This is a genomic window from Glutamicibacter endophyticus (assembly GCF_048457885.1).
Lineage (GTDB): Bacteria > Actinomycetota > Actinomycetes > Actinomycetales > Micrococcaceae > Glutamicibacter > Glutamicibacter endophyticus.
The window spans coordinates 3,218,227-3,234,529 of the sequence record NZ_CP174200.1 but is presented as its reverse complement, the minus strand read 5'-3'; the positions used below and the strand labels follow the sequence as shown (position 1 = coordinate 3,234,529).

Below are 16,303 nucleotides of genomic sequence, written 5' to 3'. Positions count from 1 at the left end.
TCCCGAATAGTTAGGACAGGGCGTCAAAGGAAATGGTGGGCAGATCGACCATGTGGGCCCCGCCGTCAACGACGAGGGTGGCACCGGTGATGTAGCTCGAGTCCCGTCCGAGCAGGAAGGCCACGGTTCCCGCGATCTCTTCTGGATCGGCCGGGCGGCCCAGCGGGACATTCTCGGTGACCTTGGCGTAGGCGGCGGCCCGATCCGGCAACCCCATGGCACTGGAGAGCTCATCCATTTCCGCGTCGGCCATATCCGTGCGTACCCAGCCGGGGCAGATGGCATTGACGCGTACCCCACGCTTGCCGTAATCGCGGGCCATCGACCGGGTGAGTCCGATCAATGCATGCTTGCCCACCGTGTAACCGGCCACCGAGGGTCCAGCGGCAATGCCGGCCAGTGAGGAGACCACGACGATCCGTCCACCGGTTTCTACCAGATGCGGCAGGGCCGCGCGACAGAGTTTGAAAGCGGTGGTCAGATTCGCATCCAGGCTTGCAGCCCAGGAGCTATCTTCGGTGTCCACCACGGTAGAAAAGCCGTGTCCGCCCGCGTTGGCCAGCACCGCATCGATCCGACCGTAGGTTTCGAGGGTGCGCCGCACCACGGATTCGGTGCTGTCGGTGTCGGTCATGTCGCCCGGCAGTGCCAGGGCATCGATCTCGGCGGCGGCCGCCTCGAGCGGCTCGGCGCGGCGGCCGGTGAGCACCACCCGATAGCCCTCCGCACGCAGCCGATGTGCGGCGGCCCGTCCGATGCCGGTGCCGCCACCAGAGATCAGCGCGACGGGGGAGTGTTCGGTCAATTCCGGGTTCATGCTCGGCCTCCGGTGTTGGCAACGGGAGTGGTGTGCTGGCGCGAAATAAGTTCGAGTACTACGGGAACCACGCGCTGTTCGATGAAGCTGGCTTCCTCGTCTCCGTGTCGCTCGGTGGCCCAGCCGAGGTAGGTCAGTCCGCGAGCGACCAACAGGTCCTCCCAGGGGTCGAAGAAATCGTCGGGCAGCCCCGGGCGTTCGGAACGGTATCCGGCCTCGAGGCCCCGGCGGTACTCGTTGAGCAGCGGGTGGCGGGAGTAGAAGAAAAGCACGGTGACCAGATCAAACAGGTGCCATCCGGTACCGAAGTCATCAAAGTCGATCAGCGTGGGATTAGCGCCGCTGATCAGCACGTTTTCTGGGGTTAGGTCTGCATGGATCACGCCGAAATGGGTCGCGTCGCGCGGTAGTTGCTGCAGCCGGCGATGAAGCCTTTGTATTGCCGCGGCGATCATCTCGCGTTCGCCGGATTCCAGGGTTGGCAGCTTCGTCGGGTCACCCCACAGTGGGGCCGATCCGGCTAGTCCGTCGGCGTCCCAAGCGCCACGAGTGAAGTCTTCCGGCACACCGATACTCATGCAGGCCCGATGCAGCCGACCGAGTTCGCGGCCCAGGGCTTGGAAGTCGTCCTCGCTCAAGGACGGGTCGCCGTCGAGGGCGGCAACAATGTCGCCCATGGGCGCGGCATCTTCGATCCAGTGCTGTAGATCGATCACGACTTCGGTCTCGGCAGTTCCGTGGCTGCAATTGGCAGCACCATCGGTGGTGGCGACTAGCTGTGGCACCCGCAAACCGTAGTGGGAGAGCTCCAATAGGTAGTTGGCTTCCGAGTTAAGTTCCGCGTTGCTGTGATAGCCCACGCGGTGGATGCGGGCCGCATAGGCGTCCCCATTGGTCGTGGTCACCCGGAAGACGTAGTTCTCGCGGTATTTGACGAGGTCAATTTCTGCCGATTCCTCGATCCCATACCGGGGGAGAACGGTCCGGAGTGCGGCTTCGGCGGCGCTGGCGGAGATCATGGAGCCCTTTCGGGTGCGTGGCTAAATCTGTGATGGTGGTCATATTCAGTAAAAAGTTGAACAGAGTGTTTGTCAACAGTACAGAGTGTTCAACTTTTTTGTTTTTCTGGTTATGCTGGTGCCAACGGGTCACCCGACCCCGGCCACGCCCCTTAGATTCTTCCGAGGACTCATGAGCCAGATTCCTGAGATCACCAGCCAACGCGAACGCAACCGGTTGCGGACCCGAAACGACATCATGGATGCTGCCGCGCAATTGCTCAGTGACGGCGGCTACGCGGGCACTGCCCTCGAAAAAATCGCCGGACTCGCAGGAATTGCCCGCGGCACCATCTACGCCCACTTTCCCGGCGGCCGCGAAGAAATCGTCCGCGCGGTCTACCTACGCTTGGCCGAGGCCGTCCTGCACCGCGGTGCGGAACTCCGCGAAGAAGCCGAAGGGCTGGTGGAACGCACCCGTGCCTTGGCGCGAGCGCTGACCGAAGCCAGTGCCGACCCCCGTGGTCGCTTCTACGGCATCATGGGTCCGGACCTCGCGCCGGTGCTCGCGGGAGTCACCGGAACCGCCTCGCGGTCCTTCGAAAACTTCATCCGCGATGACCTGATTCTGGCGCAACAGGAGGGCCGCCTCGTCCCCGGTGCCGACACCGACGCGCTGGCCAATACGCTCAACGGGGCCCTGCGCGCCGCCGGCACCCGCGCCGCCACCGACCCAGAAGCGGTCGAAACCCAAATCCATGCCATCGGCCTATTGGCCGCCGGGCTTCTACGCCCCGAAGAGACCTCCACGAACGGAGAGCAGCCATGACCAACGTTGCCCCACAACAAGAACTGTCCCCATCCACGGCGGCCCTAATGGCACGCCGGGTCGCCACCCTTGGCCCACATTCGCCGCTGTTCTATGACACCCCGCTGGAACTGGTCAGCGGCCGCGGCGTGTGGCTCACCGATGCCGCCGAACGCACCTACCTCGACGCCTACAACAACGTGCCGCACGTGGGGCATGCGAATGAGGTCGTGGCCGATGCCGTCAACCAACAGATGCGTACCCTGAACCTACACACGCGGTACCTCAACCACATGGTGGTGGACTACGCGGAAACGCTACTGGAGACTTTCGGGGCACATCTCAATCGGCTTTTCTTGGTCAACTCCGGCTCCGAGGCCAATGAGCTGGCTTTGCGCATCGCACGCCAGCACACCGGCAACACCGGCATCCTTGTCTCCGATTTCAGCTATCACGGCAACACCACCTCACTGGCCGAGCTGACCACTGGCCTCACCGTCCGTGAGCCCTTCGGCGCCCACGTGCGCGCTATCCGGGTGCCCGACGCTACCGGACTCGACGAAGCGCAGGCGGAGGCGCTGCGCGTCCAGGCCCTCGCCGAGGTCGATCGTGCGATCGACTCACTTCAGCAGGCAGGCTTTGGCATATCAGCCTCGCTCTTCGACCTGATCTTCTCCACCGAGGGCCTGTTGAAGGTCCCGGCCGGCTATGTCGAAGGCCTGGCACAGCGTGTCCAGACGGCCGGTGGCCTGTTCATTGCCGACGAAGTTCAGTCCGGGTTTGGACGCCTCGGCACCCACATGTGGGGGCACCAGCTCTACGACATCACCCCGGATCTCGTCACCCTTGGCAAGCCCATGGGCAACGGTCACCCGGTGGGTGCGGTTGTTACCACCGAGGCGCTACTTGACGAATTTGGTCGCCACAACATGTACTTCAATACCTTCGCCGGGAGCCCGGTATCCTCGGCCGCGGGGCTCGCGGTGCTCTCGCAGATGCGGGACCGCAACCTGATGGAGAACGCCGTCGCCAACGGTCAATTCATTGCCGATGCCATGCGTGAGATCGCGAAGGACAGCCCGATCATCGGTGCAGTTAGAGGCCAAGGACTATTCTTCGGCTACGACATCGTACAACCGGATAATCCATCAGCCCCCAATGCGGCGGCAACCAAGCAACTAATCGAACTCATGAAAGCCAAGGGCGTGCTGATTAGCCGTATCGGGCGTCACGACAATGTGCTCAAGATGCGCCCGCCAATGGTGATCGAACGCGAGCAGGCGCAATTGCTGGTGGAGACGTTGGCTGGGTCTGTATGCGAGGCACGTGCCACTAATTGAGAGTTATTATCGATTGGAAGGCCTTGCCGCAGGAAACCGGGGGGCTCCCTCTAATGACTATTGAGACGGCTGTAGCAACTCGTAGATGATCGATTATGAGGGCGTCTAGGAGCAATAGTAAAATGCTCTGAAACGGTTCGCTACATTTGATCTTTGCTCCGTCTACCGTCCATAAGCTTGAATTGTACATCACCTGATTTGAACGTCTTGTAGGTAACACGATCCCTATGAGGAGGCCTACCGAAGGTAAGCCTCGAGTCAAACTGTCGGATTCGGGTGGGAGGGTGGGACTAGAACCACAAAGAGTTATTGCTAGTGGCTTGGAATGAGAGACTGGATGTTATGAACACTACCGACACGCTTTCCGTACTCGAAATATGCGCTGGTGCTGGTGGTCAGTCGGTAGGGCTGGAACAAGCCGGATTTGGCCATGCGCTGGCTGTGGAAATCGACAAAGATGCAGCAGCTACGCTGATGCTTAACCGCGAACAGTGGAATGTGAAGCAGGGCGACGTACGTGAAGTAGACGGTAGAGATTACCAAGGCGTAGATCTGCTTGCAGGCGGTGTTCCCTGCCCGCCGTTTAGTGTGGCGGGTAAGCAGCTTGGCGCAGAAGATGAGCGTGATTTGTTCCCAGAAGCTTTGAGACTCGTGCAGGAAGCTAAGCCTTCCGCCGTAATGCTCGAAAACGTCAAAGGACTTGCCTCTGCTCGTTTTGCGCCATACAGGAAATCGATCTTGAATAGGCTCGAAGCTATGGGCTACCAAGCGGAGTGGCAGTTGCTGTACTCCAGTGAGTTTGGCGTCCCACAGCTTCGCCCCAGATTTATCCTTGTTGCTGTTAAAAGTCGGTATCGGACGAAGTTCGAATGGCCAGCGCCACAAGGTACGCCGCCGACAGTGGGAGAAGTTCTGCTTCCTTACATGGCGAGTCTGGGGTGGCCGGGTGCTGAAGCCTGGGCAGAGAAGGCGAATAACGTCGCCCCTACGGTTGTAGGGGGGTCGAAGAAGCACGGTGGGGCGGACCTTGGCCCCACCCGAGCAAAAGCAGGATGGTTGGCTCTGGGAGTCGACGGCAAAGGAATTGCTAATGATCCACCGGGCAGTGACATGCCAATCGACCATATTCCTCGGTTAACGAATCAGATGGTAGCAAGAATTCAAGGGTTCCCCCCAGATTGGCAATTCTCCGGCCGAAAGACATCCATCTATCGACAAATTGGTAACGCGTTTCCTCCTCCCGTTGCGGCTGCGATTGGCCGGTCAATCGCAACTGCGCTCGGTTTGAAGTTTCCGGCGGGGCTCCGCCGAGAAGAGTGCGATGTCCTTCGATTGTCTGCCGTCGGCTAAACGCAATCGTTGGACTTATAAGATTCGCCTTAGCTGTAACATTAGGGAAAGGTGATGGAGAAATGGCGACGCTCGATTGAACGGTGAGGTATCACTGACCATCGATAACAGGGGCTGCTGAAGTGGCGATGTCGGAGGGCGCAAGTGCTCGCCATAGCTGTCCGTTGATGTCCACGGAGCCTTCTTTAGCTAGGTCTACTGGGCCAACACGAACACAAACAAACTCGCCGACATCTGGTACGACGCATCCAAGGTCGCCTGCAACTCGTCTTTGGGCCGCGTAATCGCCGCTCAAGATCAAGTAGCCTTCTTCGCGCAGAGCAGAGCGCGCACCGCCGTTATTTCGTACTCGCTTCATGTAGTCTTCTTGTTGGGCCACGGTCGCGACAATGTTCCTTGTAATCCGCATATTCGTCGCATTGCGAAACAAAGCATTAACGCGGGCCTGCCCACTTCGTTGGGATAATATCCCCTCGACTATGTTCACTGGAAGCTGCAGTAAAATATTGGGACGCAACGGCGAATCTTTGAAAAGCCAACGAATCCTGGATTTTCCGAGGGCGTTTAGGCTGCCCTTTTGGTCTCGATTCATTCCTGCATTTCTATTCTCCGGTGTCGCGCGAACAATACCGAGGCTCCATGTCGATTTCGCATCATTCGCAACCGAACCGAGTATGAGGTGGTTGATGCTCTCTGGCGGAAGCATCCACTGGGCTGTGGCCGAGTATTTGCAATCGACTTCTTCCCCGGCGATCTTATAGTCCATCAATAAGCCGTCTTCGAAGCCAAACTCGCGCTGCAGGTTGATTTCAATCAACGTGCCAAAGTGGGTTTTTTCTGTTTTGTAGAGTTGGTCCCAGCGATAGCGCCCAGTTCGTTGCCCATCATACAGTTGGTCGAAGGTTGCGCGAAATACCGAAGCCAGTCGGGCGCCATCGGGATCTGCATGTCGAAACCAATTGATTACAGACATGAGGCCAGGATCGTCTTCAAGGAGAAATCCTTCTGGCGCGTTTAGGCGTGGCATGCACCCACCCTATTCAAGGCGATGAATCAATTCAATGCTGACACATCGAAAACCCCAAAATCTGAAGTTGGGCAGTATGGGGCATGACTGCCTTACCGGAGACCTGGATTCCGCGCGAAGGAGCGTGGGTGCGCTTATCCTGTTGGTTCCGATTGTTAGGATGCGAATTTCATGGATACATTCGCAGGATGTTTAGTTAACTAGAGTAAAGATCAACGTGAAGAGATCCCGAGATGTGGGAGCGTCACCTTTGATTACCGACACATCGCGCGGCGCTACCGACAGAGTATTGAAGCTGCTGATTCAAGCGTAGGTGCGTGTATTCGAGAATTGGCCGTCAAGCATTTGTGTTTAGCCGATCAGCTGAAATACGTTTGACGATTTTCAGTACCACAAATAGCATACTATCGTGACCGCAGTCACCCCAATGAAGGTCTGGTACGCAGTTACTGGACTGCCGAATATATAAATTCCAGAAGGAGGGGCTGTGTCTGACTTTGGACTTCCGCCCAAGGGCCAGCAGATCAGAGGCGTCATACAAGCACGACTTACTCAAGCGATGAGTGAGCAGGGTGCCAAAGTGACTATCGACTGGCGCGGGGATATGCGTCACCTTTACGTGATTTCGATGCCGTTGTCGTTGTTATTTTTTAATCCCGACACTCATCGGATACGAGCGCAACGAATGCTTGATCCGGAACGAAACAACGCCATCGAAGACGATCCGTGGGGGGAAGAAGCCCAGTCGTACTTACGCGACTTACTCAGACAACGCCCTGCTAATCCGGACCAGATTGACCCGGACTACATTGCATTGAGGGACGAGCTCGATAGTGCGGGGCAACGTGAGCCCGGGATTGTGAGTCCCTATGGTGTTTTGGTTGATGGAAATACTCGGGCCGCGGCACTTTACGATATTGGAGAGCAGAATATCCGTGTCGGAGTTCTTCCAGATGACACTTCGCGTCAAGACATCAATAATGTCGAATTGTCACTACAGCTTCGTAAGGATAGACGCCGCGACTATTCCTATATAAACCGGTTGATCGCAATAGACGAGGAACTGGGGCGAGGCAGATCTGAAAGCGATGTGGCCAAAGACTTCAATATCAAGCTGGCGACCCTTCAAAGAGATCGCTGGGTTTATGGTCAAATTCTGGATGCCATTGACCGTAGCGCAACCGGCCAAGGCACTGCTCTGAGATTGATCGACTTTGAGCAACATCAGGAAAAGCTGCGAGAGCTTCATCGCGACTACGCTAGTTTGATGGCAACAGACCCGGACGCAGCCAAGAGAGTCTTGCAGTCTCGCCTGGCGATGCTTTTGCTGGACTATCCCAAGACTTCTTTGCGCCTGGCAGAGCACGATTTCCATAGCCGGTATTTGGCTGATCGATTGCCTGACAGTCTCAAAACAAGCCCGACCGAAGGGTCTGGACAGTCGGTGCCAGGGATTCCTGGGACTTCGCTGCCGAGAGTCGGCGAGGATGTTGAGGCTACTGAAGCACTTACAAGTCTCTTGCTCCGCTCAAAGGCAATCTCTATAGGCGCAAATGGTGAAAGCTCTAATGAGATTCAAGCCGCGACTGCGATTATGAGGACAGCTCGTGAGACTTTTGACAAAGCCGTCAAGTTGGCCGGACAGAATGCCGAGCTTGTAAAGAGACAGACTGCTGTGCCAGAACGTTTAACTGATGCCGCTGATTACGTTGTGCAGTGCGCTAATGAGTTCGCAGAGGCGAGGGCCAAGAGAGCGCTCGATGACGAAGCCTTCGATGATGCTCTGATCGTACTTCGTGACAGCCTGAGAGGTCTTGCCCGACACGCCAGTCGAGCTTATGGCGCACCGAGTGAGGGCGTCGAGTGGCTCCTAGAAGCGGCGCGGTTGCAGTGATGGGCAAAAATGGCCCCAGCTTGAGAATTGAACTCACGGCTGATGTGATGAGAGTCCGCCTAACGGCGCGTCTTGGATGCGAAAACGAATTACGTCGAATCGCAATAAATTTTACCTCTAGTGTTCAGCGCTCTCCAAATAGCGTAGAAGTCGAATTGGACGACCTCCTGACTAATCTCGGTAACCTGAATAAATGGCCAGAAAGGGAAGATGGCGACGTAATCTGGGATGAGAATCTCAAAGACTTGGTCATAGACTCACTTGCAGATGCGCAATCGCTGTCCGATGAGTTGCGTGAAGGGTTTGATGCTAAATCTATCAACAAAGACGATATTCTCCGTCAATTGGGCCGCGGATGGATAGGTAGTTTGACAGATTTTCAATTGCGTGACATTGCTAAATTGAAATCGCTACGTCACGGTGCGAATTTTTCAGTCCCGGGGGCTGGTAAAACAAGGGTTGGGTTGGCCATATTTCAGGCAATGCGTGAACAACAGGGGTTTGAGCGTTTGCTGATCGTTGGACCTAAATCCAGTTATGATGCGTGGTTGCACGAAAACATTCAGTGCTTGCGAAACCCTCTCCATATGGACATAGCGGAGAACGGTATTACAGAAGGTACTGAAGCGATTATTGTCAATTACGAGCGTTTGTCGAACCTGGTAAATACCCTAGGCAGATGGCTCTCTGAACGTCCTTCAATGATAATTTTGGATGAAGCCCACCGTATGAAACTCGGGGCGAACGGGACTTACGGGTCGGCGTGCCTGGCATTAGGCCCGAGAGCCAAGAGACGATTAATACTCACGGGGACACCCGCTCCTAATGGTGCTAGAGATCTCGAGAATCTTTTAGGTTTTGTCTGGCCTGGCACAGGAAGGCAAAGCGTAATCCGGGCAGTTAACGGTGGGGACTTGAGCGCAGCTAGCCGTATTCTCAAACCGCTCTTTACACGAACCACCAAGACTGAGCTTGATCTCCCTCCTGTAGAAACTAGTTTAAGAACGGTCAGTCTCCCGACTCTTCACTCCGAGATATACGATGCGCTTCTTGGTTACTTCTCTGCTCGTGCCATTGGGCAGGAAAGCGATTTTCAATCTCTTGGTCGAGTAATGGTCTATATGCTTATGGCGGCGACAAGTCCGGCTCTCCTGGCGGTCGGAACTACCCAGTATGAACCACTTGTTTATCAGGTCCCTCCATTGCCGATCCCGAAAAAGTCTTCCCTGTATCAACTAATGCAGGACCTTCCCGCTTATGAAATGTCGCCAAAGTATCGAGAAGTGCTGACCATTGTGGCAAAGAATGCGGCATTGGGTAAGAAAACTCTCGTCTGGTCGACATTCATAAGGAGCCTCAACACACTGCATCGAATGTTATCCAGCTACAAGCCAGCAATAGTGCATGGCGGTAGTCAGAATAGACTAGACGAGATCCAAAGATTCCGTAACGATCCGGAATGTATGGTACTTCTATCAAACCCAGCGACGCTTGGCGAGGGGATTAGTCTCCATCATGAATGTCATGATGCAGTCTATGTGGATCGCGACTTCGCGGCTGGACGATTCTTGCAAAGTCTCGATCGCGTTCATCGACTAGGTCTCAGCGCAGATACGACCACACACATTACCGTGCTAGCTTCTGAAGGCACCATCGATGAAGTGGTGGCCTCTAGGCTGCAAAGTAAATTGACCTTTATGGGCGGGATACTCGATGATCCCTCAGTGCAACAACTGGCTGACCTGGATGAGGACCCAACCGCGACAAGCGGGCTCGATCAACTAGACTTGCAGTCATTGATTGGACACCTTCGTGCGCCTTCCATCTGAGGCTTTATTGACGGCTGCGCGGCGTTGGCTTGAGGAGCTGTCGGCTGGCGGGGGGCTGAAGCGTACTCATATGCTGCTCACCACGCATCCAAGGTTTAGCGATCTTTCGCCAATGCAGTACTCCGCTGCTCTTTCTTGGTTAGGCAAAAGTGGTTTATTGGAGTCTTTGGAGTCTAACGAATACTCGCTTGAACCGGCCGACCAGATACTATCGGCCATTTTAGAGATTGACGGACCATCATGGGTGAAAGATGCGGATATTCTTGTACAATCATCCGAAGAATTGCCCATTGATATATTAAAAGCTGGTCGCTCATTGGGTCTCGACGCAGATCATATTTATGAGCAGTTGGTTCGCAGTTGGGGAAAAGTAGATGTAGCCGAGCGAGAACGATTCGGTGCAGCCGGCGAGTTTGCACTTGTTGAGTTACTTCGTGGGATAACGGGAGCGAGGATTGACCACGTTTCTCAGCGTTCAGACGGATTTGGATATGATGTCGCATTTGTGCAGGGTGATTATTCAGCACACTTGGAGGTCAAAAGCACTGGTCGCAAAGAGAGATTTGTGGCGTACATATCACGCAACGAGTATCGGGTAATGCAGCGTGATCCGTGTTGGGTAATGGTAACTGTCCGGCTGTCTGAGGATCTCAAGGTTACCGATGTCGGGTCAGTTTCCAAGGACTGGATCGCCAGCCACATACCATGTGACTCCAGCAAGCTCGGACACTGGGAGACATGCAGACTCGAAATACCCGCAGATGCCATCAAGAGCAGCGTCGCTGAACTGGGCGCTGCGGCTGCGGGACTCCTTCCGCTTTGGAGGCATCGCGGAGATCGAGCAAATGAACAATCTGAATAATTTAATCTGCTCAATTTGCGCTAGTGGAAAGGAGGATCGACCATGGAACTTCCACTATGGAATGATCCGAAGCGGTCAGATGGGTCTATGGTGCGCGGTGCACTGTGGCTAGTTCAGGTTGTAGGGGTGGGCAACGTATTCACAAAGAATCAGCTTAGAGAAGCTTTTCCTCGTGTCTCCCAGATTGATCGTCGCATCCGCGACCTGCGCGAGTATGGGTGGGTGCTGCACACGAGCTCCGAGGACGCATCTTTACAGGCGGAAGACCAGCGTTTTGTCAGGGCGGGAATTGAGGTTTGGGACCAAATGGCACGGCGCAACGCGCCTCGTCAGAGGGCGATTACGAGTAAAGAGAGGCAAGCTATTCTCGCTCGGGATGAGTATATGTGTACGTTGTGCGGCATTAGCGGCGCGGAGTCCTATCCCGACGATCCCGTAAAGACTGCTGTAATTTCAGTCTTTCGACGAAGTGTTCTTGAGCCGGATGGAAAGATATCTGAAGTTCTTCAAACCGAGTGCAGTAGGTGCCGTTCAGGTTCGACGAGTTCTCCAAGTGATCTCTCGGAGGTATTAGCCGCTGCGCGAGAGCTAGAGCTCTCCGAACGGCGCAGGTTACTTGTTTGGGTGGATCGAGGTCGTCGCGGCATGACTGGCCTTGACCGGGCGTGGGCCGCGTTTTTGAGAGTTCCGTCTGAGCGACGCGCCGAAGTCGTTGAATCACTGCATAGGGAGCTGGGCTAGGTGGCTTACGTGAAGGAAAGTCTCACGGAATCGGAGCGATCTCGATCGCTGAGGTTACTGACGTGCTTGCTTTAGTTGCCTGTAGGCTTGGCTTCCGAAGGTAGGAAACGCCTTCACGTGTGACAAAATTCGATCGTAATAGTTCCCAATAGTGCCGCACGACGAATTAACTGCGAGAGAATTCTGGGGGGTGATGGTGCATCCACTTCCCTGCGGACGAGCCCAGGCACGAAATGATTAGTTTCGGATTTAGTCCACCTTCTGAATGTTATTTATAAGGCCGGTTGACCCAACGTTCTCTAATTCTCGAAATAAGGTTGATGGATTGATGGATTGATGGGGTTTCTTCGCAAATTCCTGACGGATAACCGCCCTTGCATTTATAGCCTCTGGCGCGGTGGCGCATACTTTCGTTTGTTGCCATGCGCATAATTACTTTGGATCGACTGGTCTCGACTGGCAAATAGTGCTTGATGGTCGCGGATGTCTGCAGAGTTGGTCTCGCGCTTATTCGTAGTTGGTCGCGTATCCAGTACCTGATGTTCTGGTCTATCTGACGACACCGCATCAGGTGGTGCCGCGTCAGACACGTGAGAAAAACCGCCGATGGCTAACTACCACAAGATTATGAGCCAGATTCTGCAGGGGCTCAGTTACCTGCAAATCTGCGCGAGCGCTGAATGCTCGACCAGAGATGTATCCAGTGCTAACCAGACACTCAACACCTACCGGATCACGGCGGAATCACTGGAAACAATGAGCCCGGAACGGCTCGCCCAATTGTTCCCCGACGGCCGTTCGAAAGTCTCCGAAGACTACGAAGCGCCAAAGTTCTCGAACGCCGTGAAGTCAATGAAAGCGAACCCGCATTTCACCGTGTATCAAGCATGGCGAGAGTACGCGAACAGCCATTCAACGAAGCGCAAATTGTTTGGCACACGCGCTACCGAATGCGTCTGCTAAACGCGGGGGCGTCCGAGCACGAAGCAGGGTGCATGGTACGGGCATCCGGTGCACCCTGCGCGGACCAGCGCTTGGACTAGCTCGGCTTCGGAGCGCTGGCCATCCATGCCTGATAGTCGGCCAAGTTTTTCTTTGCGAGATCGCGATCTTTGCGAAGCAGATCCATTTCCGTACGTGTACGGTCGACCTGGTCTTGGAGTCCGGAAATCAGCTTCTCTTGGCGGTCGGATACTGCTTTTGCCTCTTGATCATCACCAAGAATACGGCGTATCGCTTCGATCTGCTGTTCCGGCGTCATATCAATTACTTCGGGATCGTCGCCATCGCCTTGACCGTTTGGATCTTTTGAACGAGCCTCGATAATTGCGCTTGCAATTTCTTCCGGTGTTGACAGGCCAAGCTCCATAGCCTTGGAGATCTCATTGGCTAGTCGGGTGATTCGGCTTCTCTGGGTGGAAGTGGGAACCCATTTATCTGTGAGATGCAAGACGGGGGTACCTTTCGCATTCGTGCGTTCCTGAGGGCTGTGCTTACCTATATGGCCAGGGAGACTTTTAGGATTGTCGCTCGTGTACTCGTTGCATACGCGACATTGGAAGGCTTCGCTTCCGTCGTCATAGGTGATGGTGTTGATTAGCTCTGAGTCACGCTTAACTCCGTTGTCTTTGCGTTGGTAGTACTTAGCCTGGAAAGGCTCACTCTTTATGACCTTGCGTCGGTCTGTCAACACTGAGGGTGCTGATGGAGTAGTTGATGGGGGTGTGGCTTCGCTTGGTTTTCTATTCTCTGCAGGTTCGTTCGAGTTAAGGGTACGGTCGTCTTCCAAAGGGAGTGAGCCGTTAAATTCCTTGTGTTGGTCTGTCACGGATAGGCAAGCTTCTGCGTACTTCTCCATGGATGTCATGAAGTTTTTGCGTGAAGCAGGGCTCGGTTCAAGCGATTTCACCATTTGAGTGAAGGTTCTTCGGAAGGACGCATTTTTAGCGACCATGAACCGACCTCCGGTGGTATCCAATGAATTGAGTTGGAAATTGCTCTCTGTAATTCGTTCGACGGTGCACCCTCGGGAAATGCCGAAAACTAAGAGGGCATAGGCGTCACGAGGAACATCGGTAGCTCGGATGAAGAACTTTGAATCTACGTCTTTGAGCTTATCGATCGTGTTGTCGATGCGCTCCATCGGAGTTTGTGGCTTCTTGCCAGTGGTCTTAGCCAATGCGGTAGTCCTTTAGTTTGTTGATTTGTTGTCGAGGTGAGCGCCGATGTATCCGATGATGACACGCTCATTAATGTCCCATGTGTCCTCAAAGTAGAGGCGTGGTGATCGCCCGCGACCGGTCGCAAGAGGAACATGGGCATACATGGTGAGTTGTCCTGACGGATTGACCTCCGGAGGCACCTTGAAGGTCCGCTGGTCGCGCATTTTCTGGTTCTGCTGGACAGTGTTAGATTCCCGTGCGCTGAGTTTGCTGATACGCATATATCTGCCGTGAGTCTCGTGATTGCGCTGATATTGGATTAGCCCGTTGTCGAAGGTTCCTTCCGCCCGAGCCTCGGCATAGGCGTTGAAGGTGAGTAGTACTTCCCACGTTTTCATAACGACGCTTGCGCCAAGGTCGGAGTATTCGTCGAGTTCGGTGGTGAAGTCCGGATCGCCGCACCAAAGGACGCCAGGTATTTCCCCTATTCGTTCAACCAATTCCGTGAAAGTCTCGGGACTTTGTGGTAATTCTTGAACCGGTGCAGAGGCATTGAAAGAACTTTGGTCTTCCGTTAAATCATAAAGTCTGCGCCGTAGATCGCGTCTATCGGCGTAGAGCTGGTCAAGCTTGTCGTGCTGGGTAGACACCTCAATTGTGAGCAATTCGTTATCTGCGACTACTTCGCGGAGCGTCTTCTCGGCTTCTCGCACTTGCTCTTGAAGTTCGTGATTTTCATTGTCGGAATGCTCCAACAGCTCGTTGAGTTCTCGAATTTCCTCTTGGAGCGCTGTCGCCTCAGCGAGATTGCTGATTCTTATCGGGGAAGGTGGTTGGCGGGTGATTCTACGGAAAACACCGTCGGCGAGACGTAGTGCTGACGGTAGTTCCGCTGACGCTAGCTCCGCTACCAAGGAGCGGCAGAGCACGCGGTTTAACTTCTTAGGGTGTTCTTTGCCTGCAATGCGGTGGTGCGGCATCGTCCTGTGAAGGTGTCCATCCAGAGGATTCTCAAAGTCAGCGCCCGGTTTGTAAGTTCGGATGGACCCCGGAGCTAGGCTGTGCGCCGGGCCGGCCCAGTCGTTAAAGACATCTAGTTTCTCGGGTGCCACCATATGAGCGCTGGCGAGCCCATTGGTCCCATGGAGAACATCCCGTAGCGTGTCTTGCCAATGTGCGGGTGTCGACCCGAGCGGCGGCGTAGTGACAAGCACCATGCCCTGTCTGCTGTCATCGCGAATGGCATTTAGCAGGGTGTCGAGCGAGTCGGCCGAATCTGCTAGACATGGAACCAACGTGAGTGCTGTATGCCCATCGAAGAGTTCAACAGCATCTAGCAGTGTACTGATCACGCCAGGAGTTCCTGCATGTCGTGGCCGCCGTCCATACCGGGTTTCTTCCATGGGAGGTTGGATATCCGTTAGGATCCAAGTCGTTTGGCCATCGCTGGTGACCGTAATTTGCATCCTTGAAGTCTGGTCTACGTCGTCGCCTTGAAAGGGCAGTTTCGTCCACTTTTCCACGAAATGCCATCGCCAAGCTTCAACTCCCTCATCTAATAAACGATGTTGGTGGCGTAGCGTGAATCTCTTGTCGTTCACCACGGTCTGGTCGGGCGCTGGCATTTCCCTAAAGCCCTTGTTGTATCTGAGCCAGTTCTCGATCGCACTGACCATCTTTTCCCTCGAACCCGGCGTTGCCGTGGACGCGAGTGTCCTGTATCCAATCACATATTCCCCTACGGAATCACGCATTCAGCAGAATTTACTACTCCTTTTGTTCTATCAGTTTTTCCGGACACTTTGATTCAATATTCGGTGCTTCATGATCGAAGACGCCGTCGGCGGCGAATGTCGACCATGGAATGGGTGGCGTTTAGGTATGAAAGGATCGATTCTTTCGTAAGACTAAGCCCGCTGCACCGAGCATCCAGAAGGCCTCAACGTGTGCAATGACACATTCTTGGTGCTTGGGCTGGACAACTCTTGCCGAAATACTTGGTCATCGACCATTTCGTATGATTGTCGGTGTCTTCAGACCCGGAATAAGATTTGAAGCTGAGTCAACTCATCGGATGCCGGCCCTGATTTGCCGAACATGCGCCCGGTAAGTTGGCGAGCCCTTCGGCTGGCATCGGCAACACTGGTCGTGCTCGCTTGCCGGTACTATCGCATGACTGGTTCAACGGACTTATTGCAAGGTGTCGATCTATTGGCAGAGACACCGGAGAAGTTCCCTCCAGCTGTGTTGGTGTGGGAAGTTATCGGGTTGGGCGGCCAATATTCGTTCGCCTAGCTTATTGGAGTATGCCGCGAGTACCGTGGGATGCCATGAACGGCTCTCTGCTCGTTGCTGAGAAACGGTGTCTTAACCAGGGGCTGGCCACTTACTAAGTGACGAGAACGATCAGCATGAATGTATATATAGTGCTGCACTCGTTGGAGAGGTGATTATGCCGCCGTGATTTTCGATTTG

Annotated in this window: 12 protein-coding genes; 7 read left to right on the top strand and 5 right to left on the bottom strand. The window is 54.7% G+C overall.

Annotation, left to right across the window (positions count from 1 at the left end; translation table 11 throughout):
- Positions 1-10: 10 nt before the first annotated feature.
- Together ACJD00_RS15080 and ACJD00_RS15075 are read right to left on the bottom strand one after the other, a co-directional pair.
- Positions 11-817: an SDR family oxidoreductase gene (locus ACJD00_RS15080; RefSeq protein ID WP_309409799.1), complete on the bottom strand. Its 807-nt coding sequence runs from the start codon at positions 815-817 to the stop codon at positions 11-13.
- On the bottom strand, positions 814-1,836 hold the full coding sequence (locus ACJD00_RS15075) for a phosphotransferase enzyme family protein (RefSeq protein ID WP_418907707.1): 1,023 nt from the start codon (positions 1,834-1,836) through the stop codon (positions 814-816). Before ACJD00_RS15075 ends, ACJD00_RS15080 begins: the two co-directional genes overlap by 4 nt.
- A gap of 172 nt (positions 1,837-2,008) precedes the next feature.
- Between ACJD00_RS15075 and ACJD00_RS15070 the strand changes: the two genes are divergently transcribed.
- The 3 genes from ACJD00_RS15070 to ACJD00_RS15060 all read left to right on the top strand — a co-directional run bounded on the left by ACJD00_RS15070 (position 2,009) and on the right by ACJD00_RS15060 (position 5,313).
- Positions 2,009-2,644, top strand: a complete 636-nt coding sequence (locus ACJD00_RS15070) for a TetR/AcrR family transcriptional regulator (protein WP_418907706.1) — start codon at positions 2,009-2,011, stop codon at positions 2,642-2,644.
- Positions 2,641-3,963, top strand: coding sequence for an aspartate aminotransferase family protein (locus ACJD00_RS15065; protein WP_418907705.1), 1,323 nt, complete (start codon positions 2,641-2,643; stop codon positions 3,961-3,963). The genes ACJD00_RS15070 and ACJD00_RS15065 overlap by 4 nt, the downstream gene beginning before the upstream one ends.
- Positions 3,964-4,305: 342 nt before the next feature.
- Entirely contained in the window at positions 4,306-5,313 is a 1,008-nt protein-coding gene (locus ACJD00_RS15060; RefSeq protein WP_418907704.1) for a DNA cytosine methyltransferase, read from the top strand.
- Positions 5,314-5,404: 91 nt separating this feature from the next.
- Here the strand turns inward: ACJD00_RS15060 and ACJD00_RS15055 are convergent, their stop codons facing one another.
- Positions 5,405-6,286, bottom strand: a complete 882-nt coding sequence (locus tag ACJD00_RS15055) for a NaeI family type II restriction endonuclease (protein ID WP_418907703.1) — start codon at positions 6,284-6,286, stop codon at positions 5,405-5,407.
- Positions 6,287-6,827: 541 nt separating this feature from the next.
- Here ACJD00_RS15055 and ACJD00_RS15050 point away from each other — a divergent pair.
- The 4 genes from ACJD00_RS15050 (at position 6,828) to ACJD00_RS15035 (ending at position 12,629) form a co-directional block, all read left to right on the top strand.
- Complete coding sequence (locus ACJD00_RS15050) at positions 6,828-8,234, top strand: transcriptional regulator (RefSeq protein WP_418907702.1); 1,407 nt, start codon at positions 6,828-6,830, stop codon at positions 8,232-8,234.
- The gene (locus ACJD00_RS15045) at positions 8,204-10,063 is read left to right on the top strand and encodes a DEAD/DEAH box helicase (protein ID WP_418907701.1); all 1,860 of its coding nucleotides are present in this window, start codon (positions 8,204-8,206) and stop codon (positions 10,061-10,063) included. Before ACJD00_RS15050 ends, ACJD00_RS15045 begins: the two co-directional genes overlap by 31 nt.
- 70 nt (positions 10,064-10,133) lie before the next feature.
- On the top strand, positions 10,134-10,925 hold the full coding sequence (locus ACJD00_RS15040; protein WP_418907700.1) for a protein NO VEIN domain-containing protein: 792 nt from the start codon (positions 10,134-10,136) through the stop codon (positions 10,923-10,925).
- A gap of 1,368 nt (positions 10,926-12,293) precedes the next feature.
- The gene (locus tag ACJD00_RS15035) at positions 12,294-12,629 is read left to right on the top strand and encodes a hypothetical protein (protein ID WP_418907699.1); all 336 of its coding nucleotides are present in this window, start codon (positions 12,294-12,296) and stop codon (positions 12,627-12,629) included.
- Positions 12,630-12,705: 76 nt separating this feature from the next.
- Here ACJD00_RS15035 and ACJD00_RS15030 read toward each other — a convergent pair whose 3' ends face one another.
- Complete coding sequence (locus tag ACJD00_RS15030; RefSeq protein ID WP_418907698.1) at positions 12,706-13,845, bottom strand: hypothetical protein; 1,140 nt, start codon at positions 13,843-13,845, stop codon at positions 12,706-12,708.
- A 12-nt stretch (positions 13,846-13,857) separates the two neighbouring features.
- A complete protein-coding gene (locus ACJD00_RS15025; RefSeq protein WP_418907697.1) occupies positions 13,858-15,582 on the bottom strand; it encodes a hypothetical protein in 1,725 nt (574 codons plus the stop codon).
- Positions 15,583-16,303 lie beyond the last annotated feature (721 nt).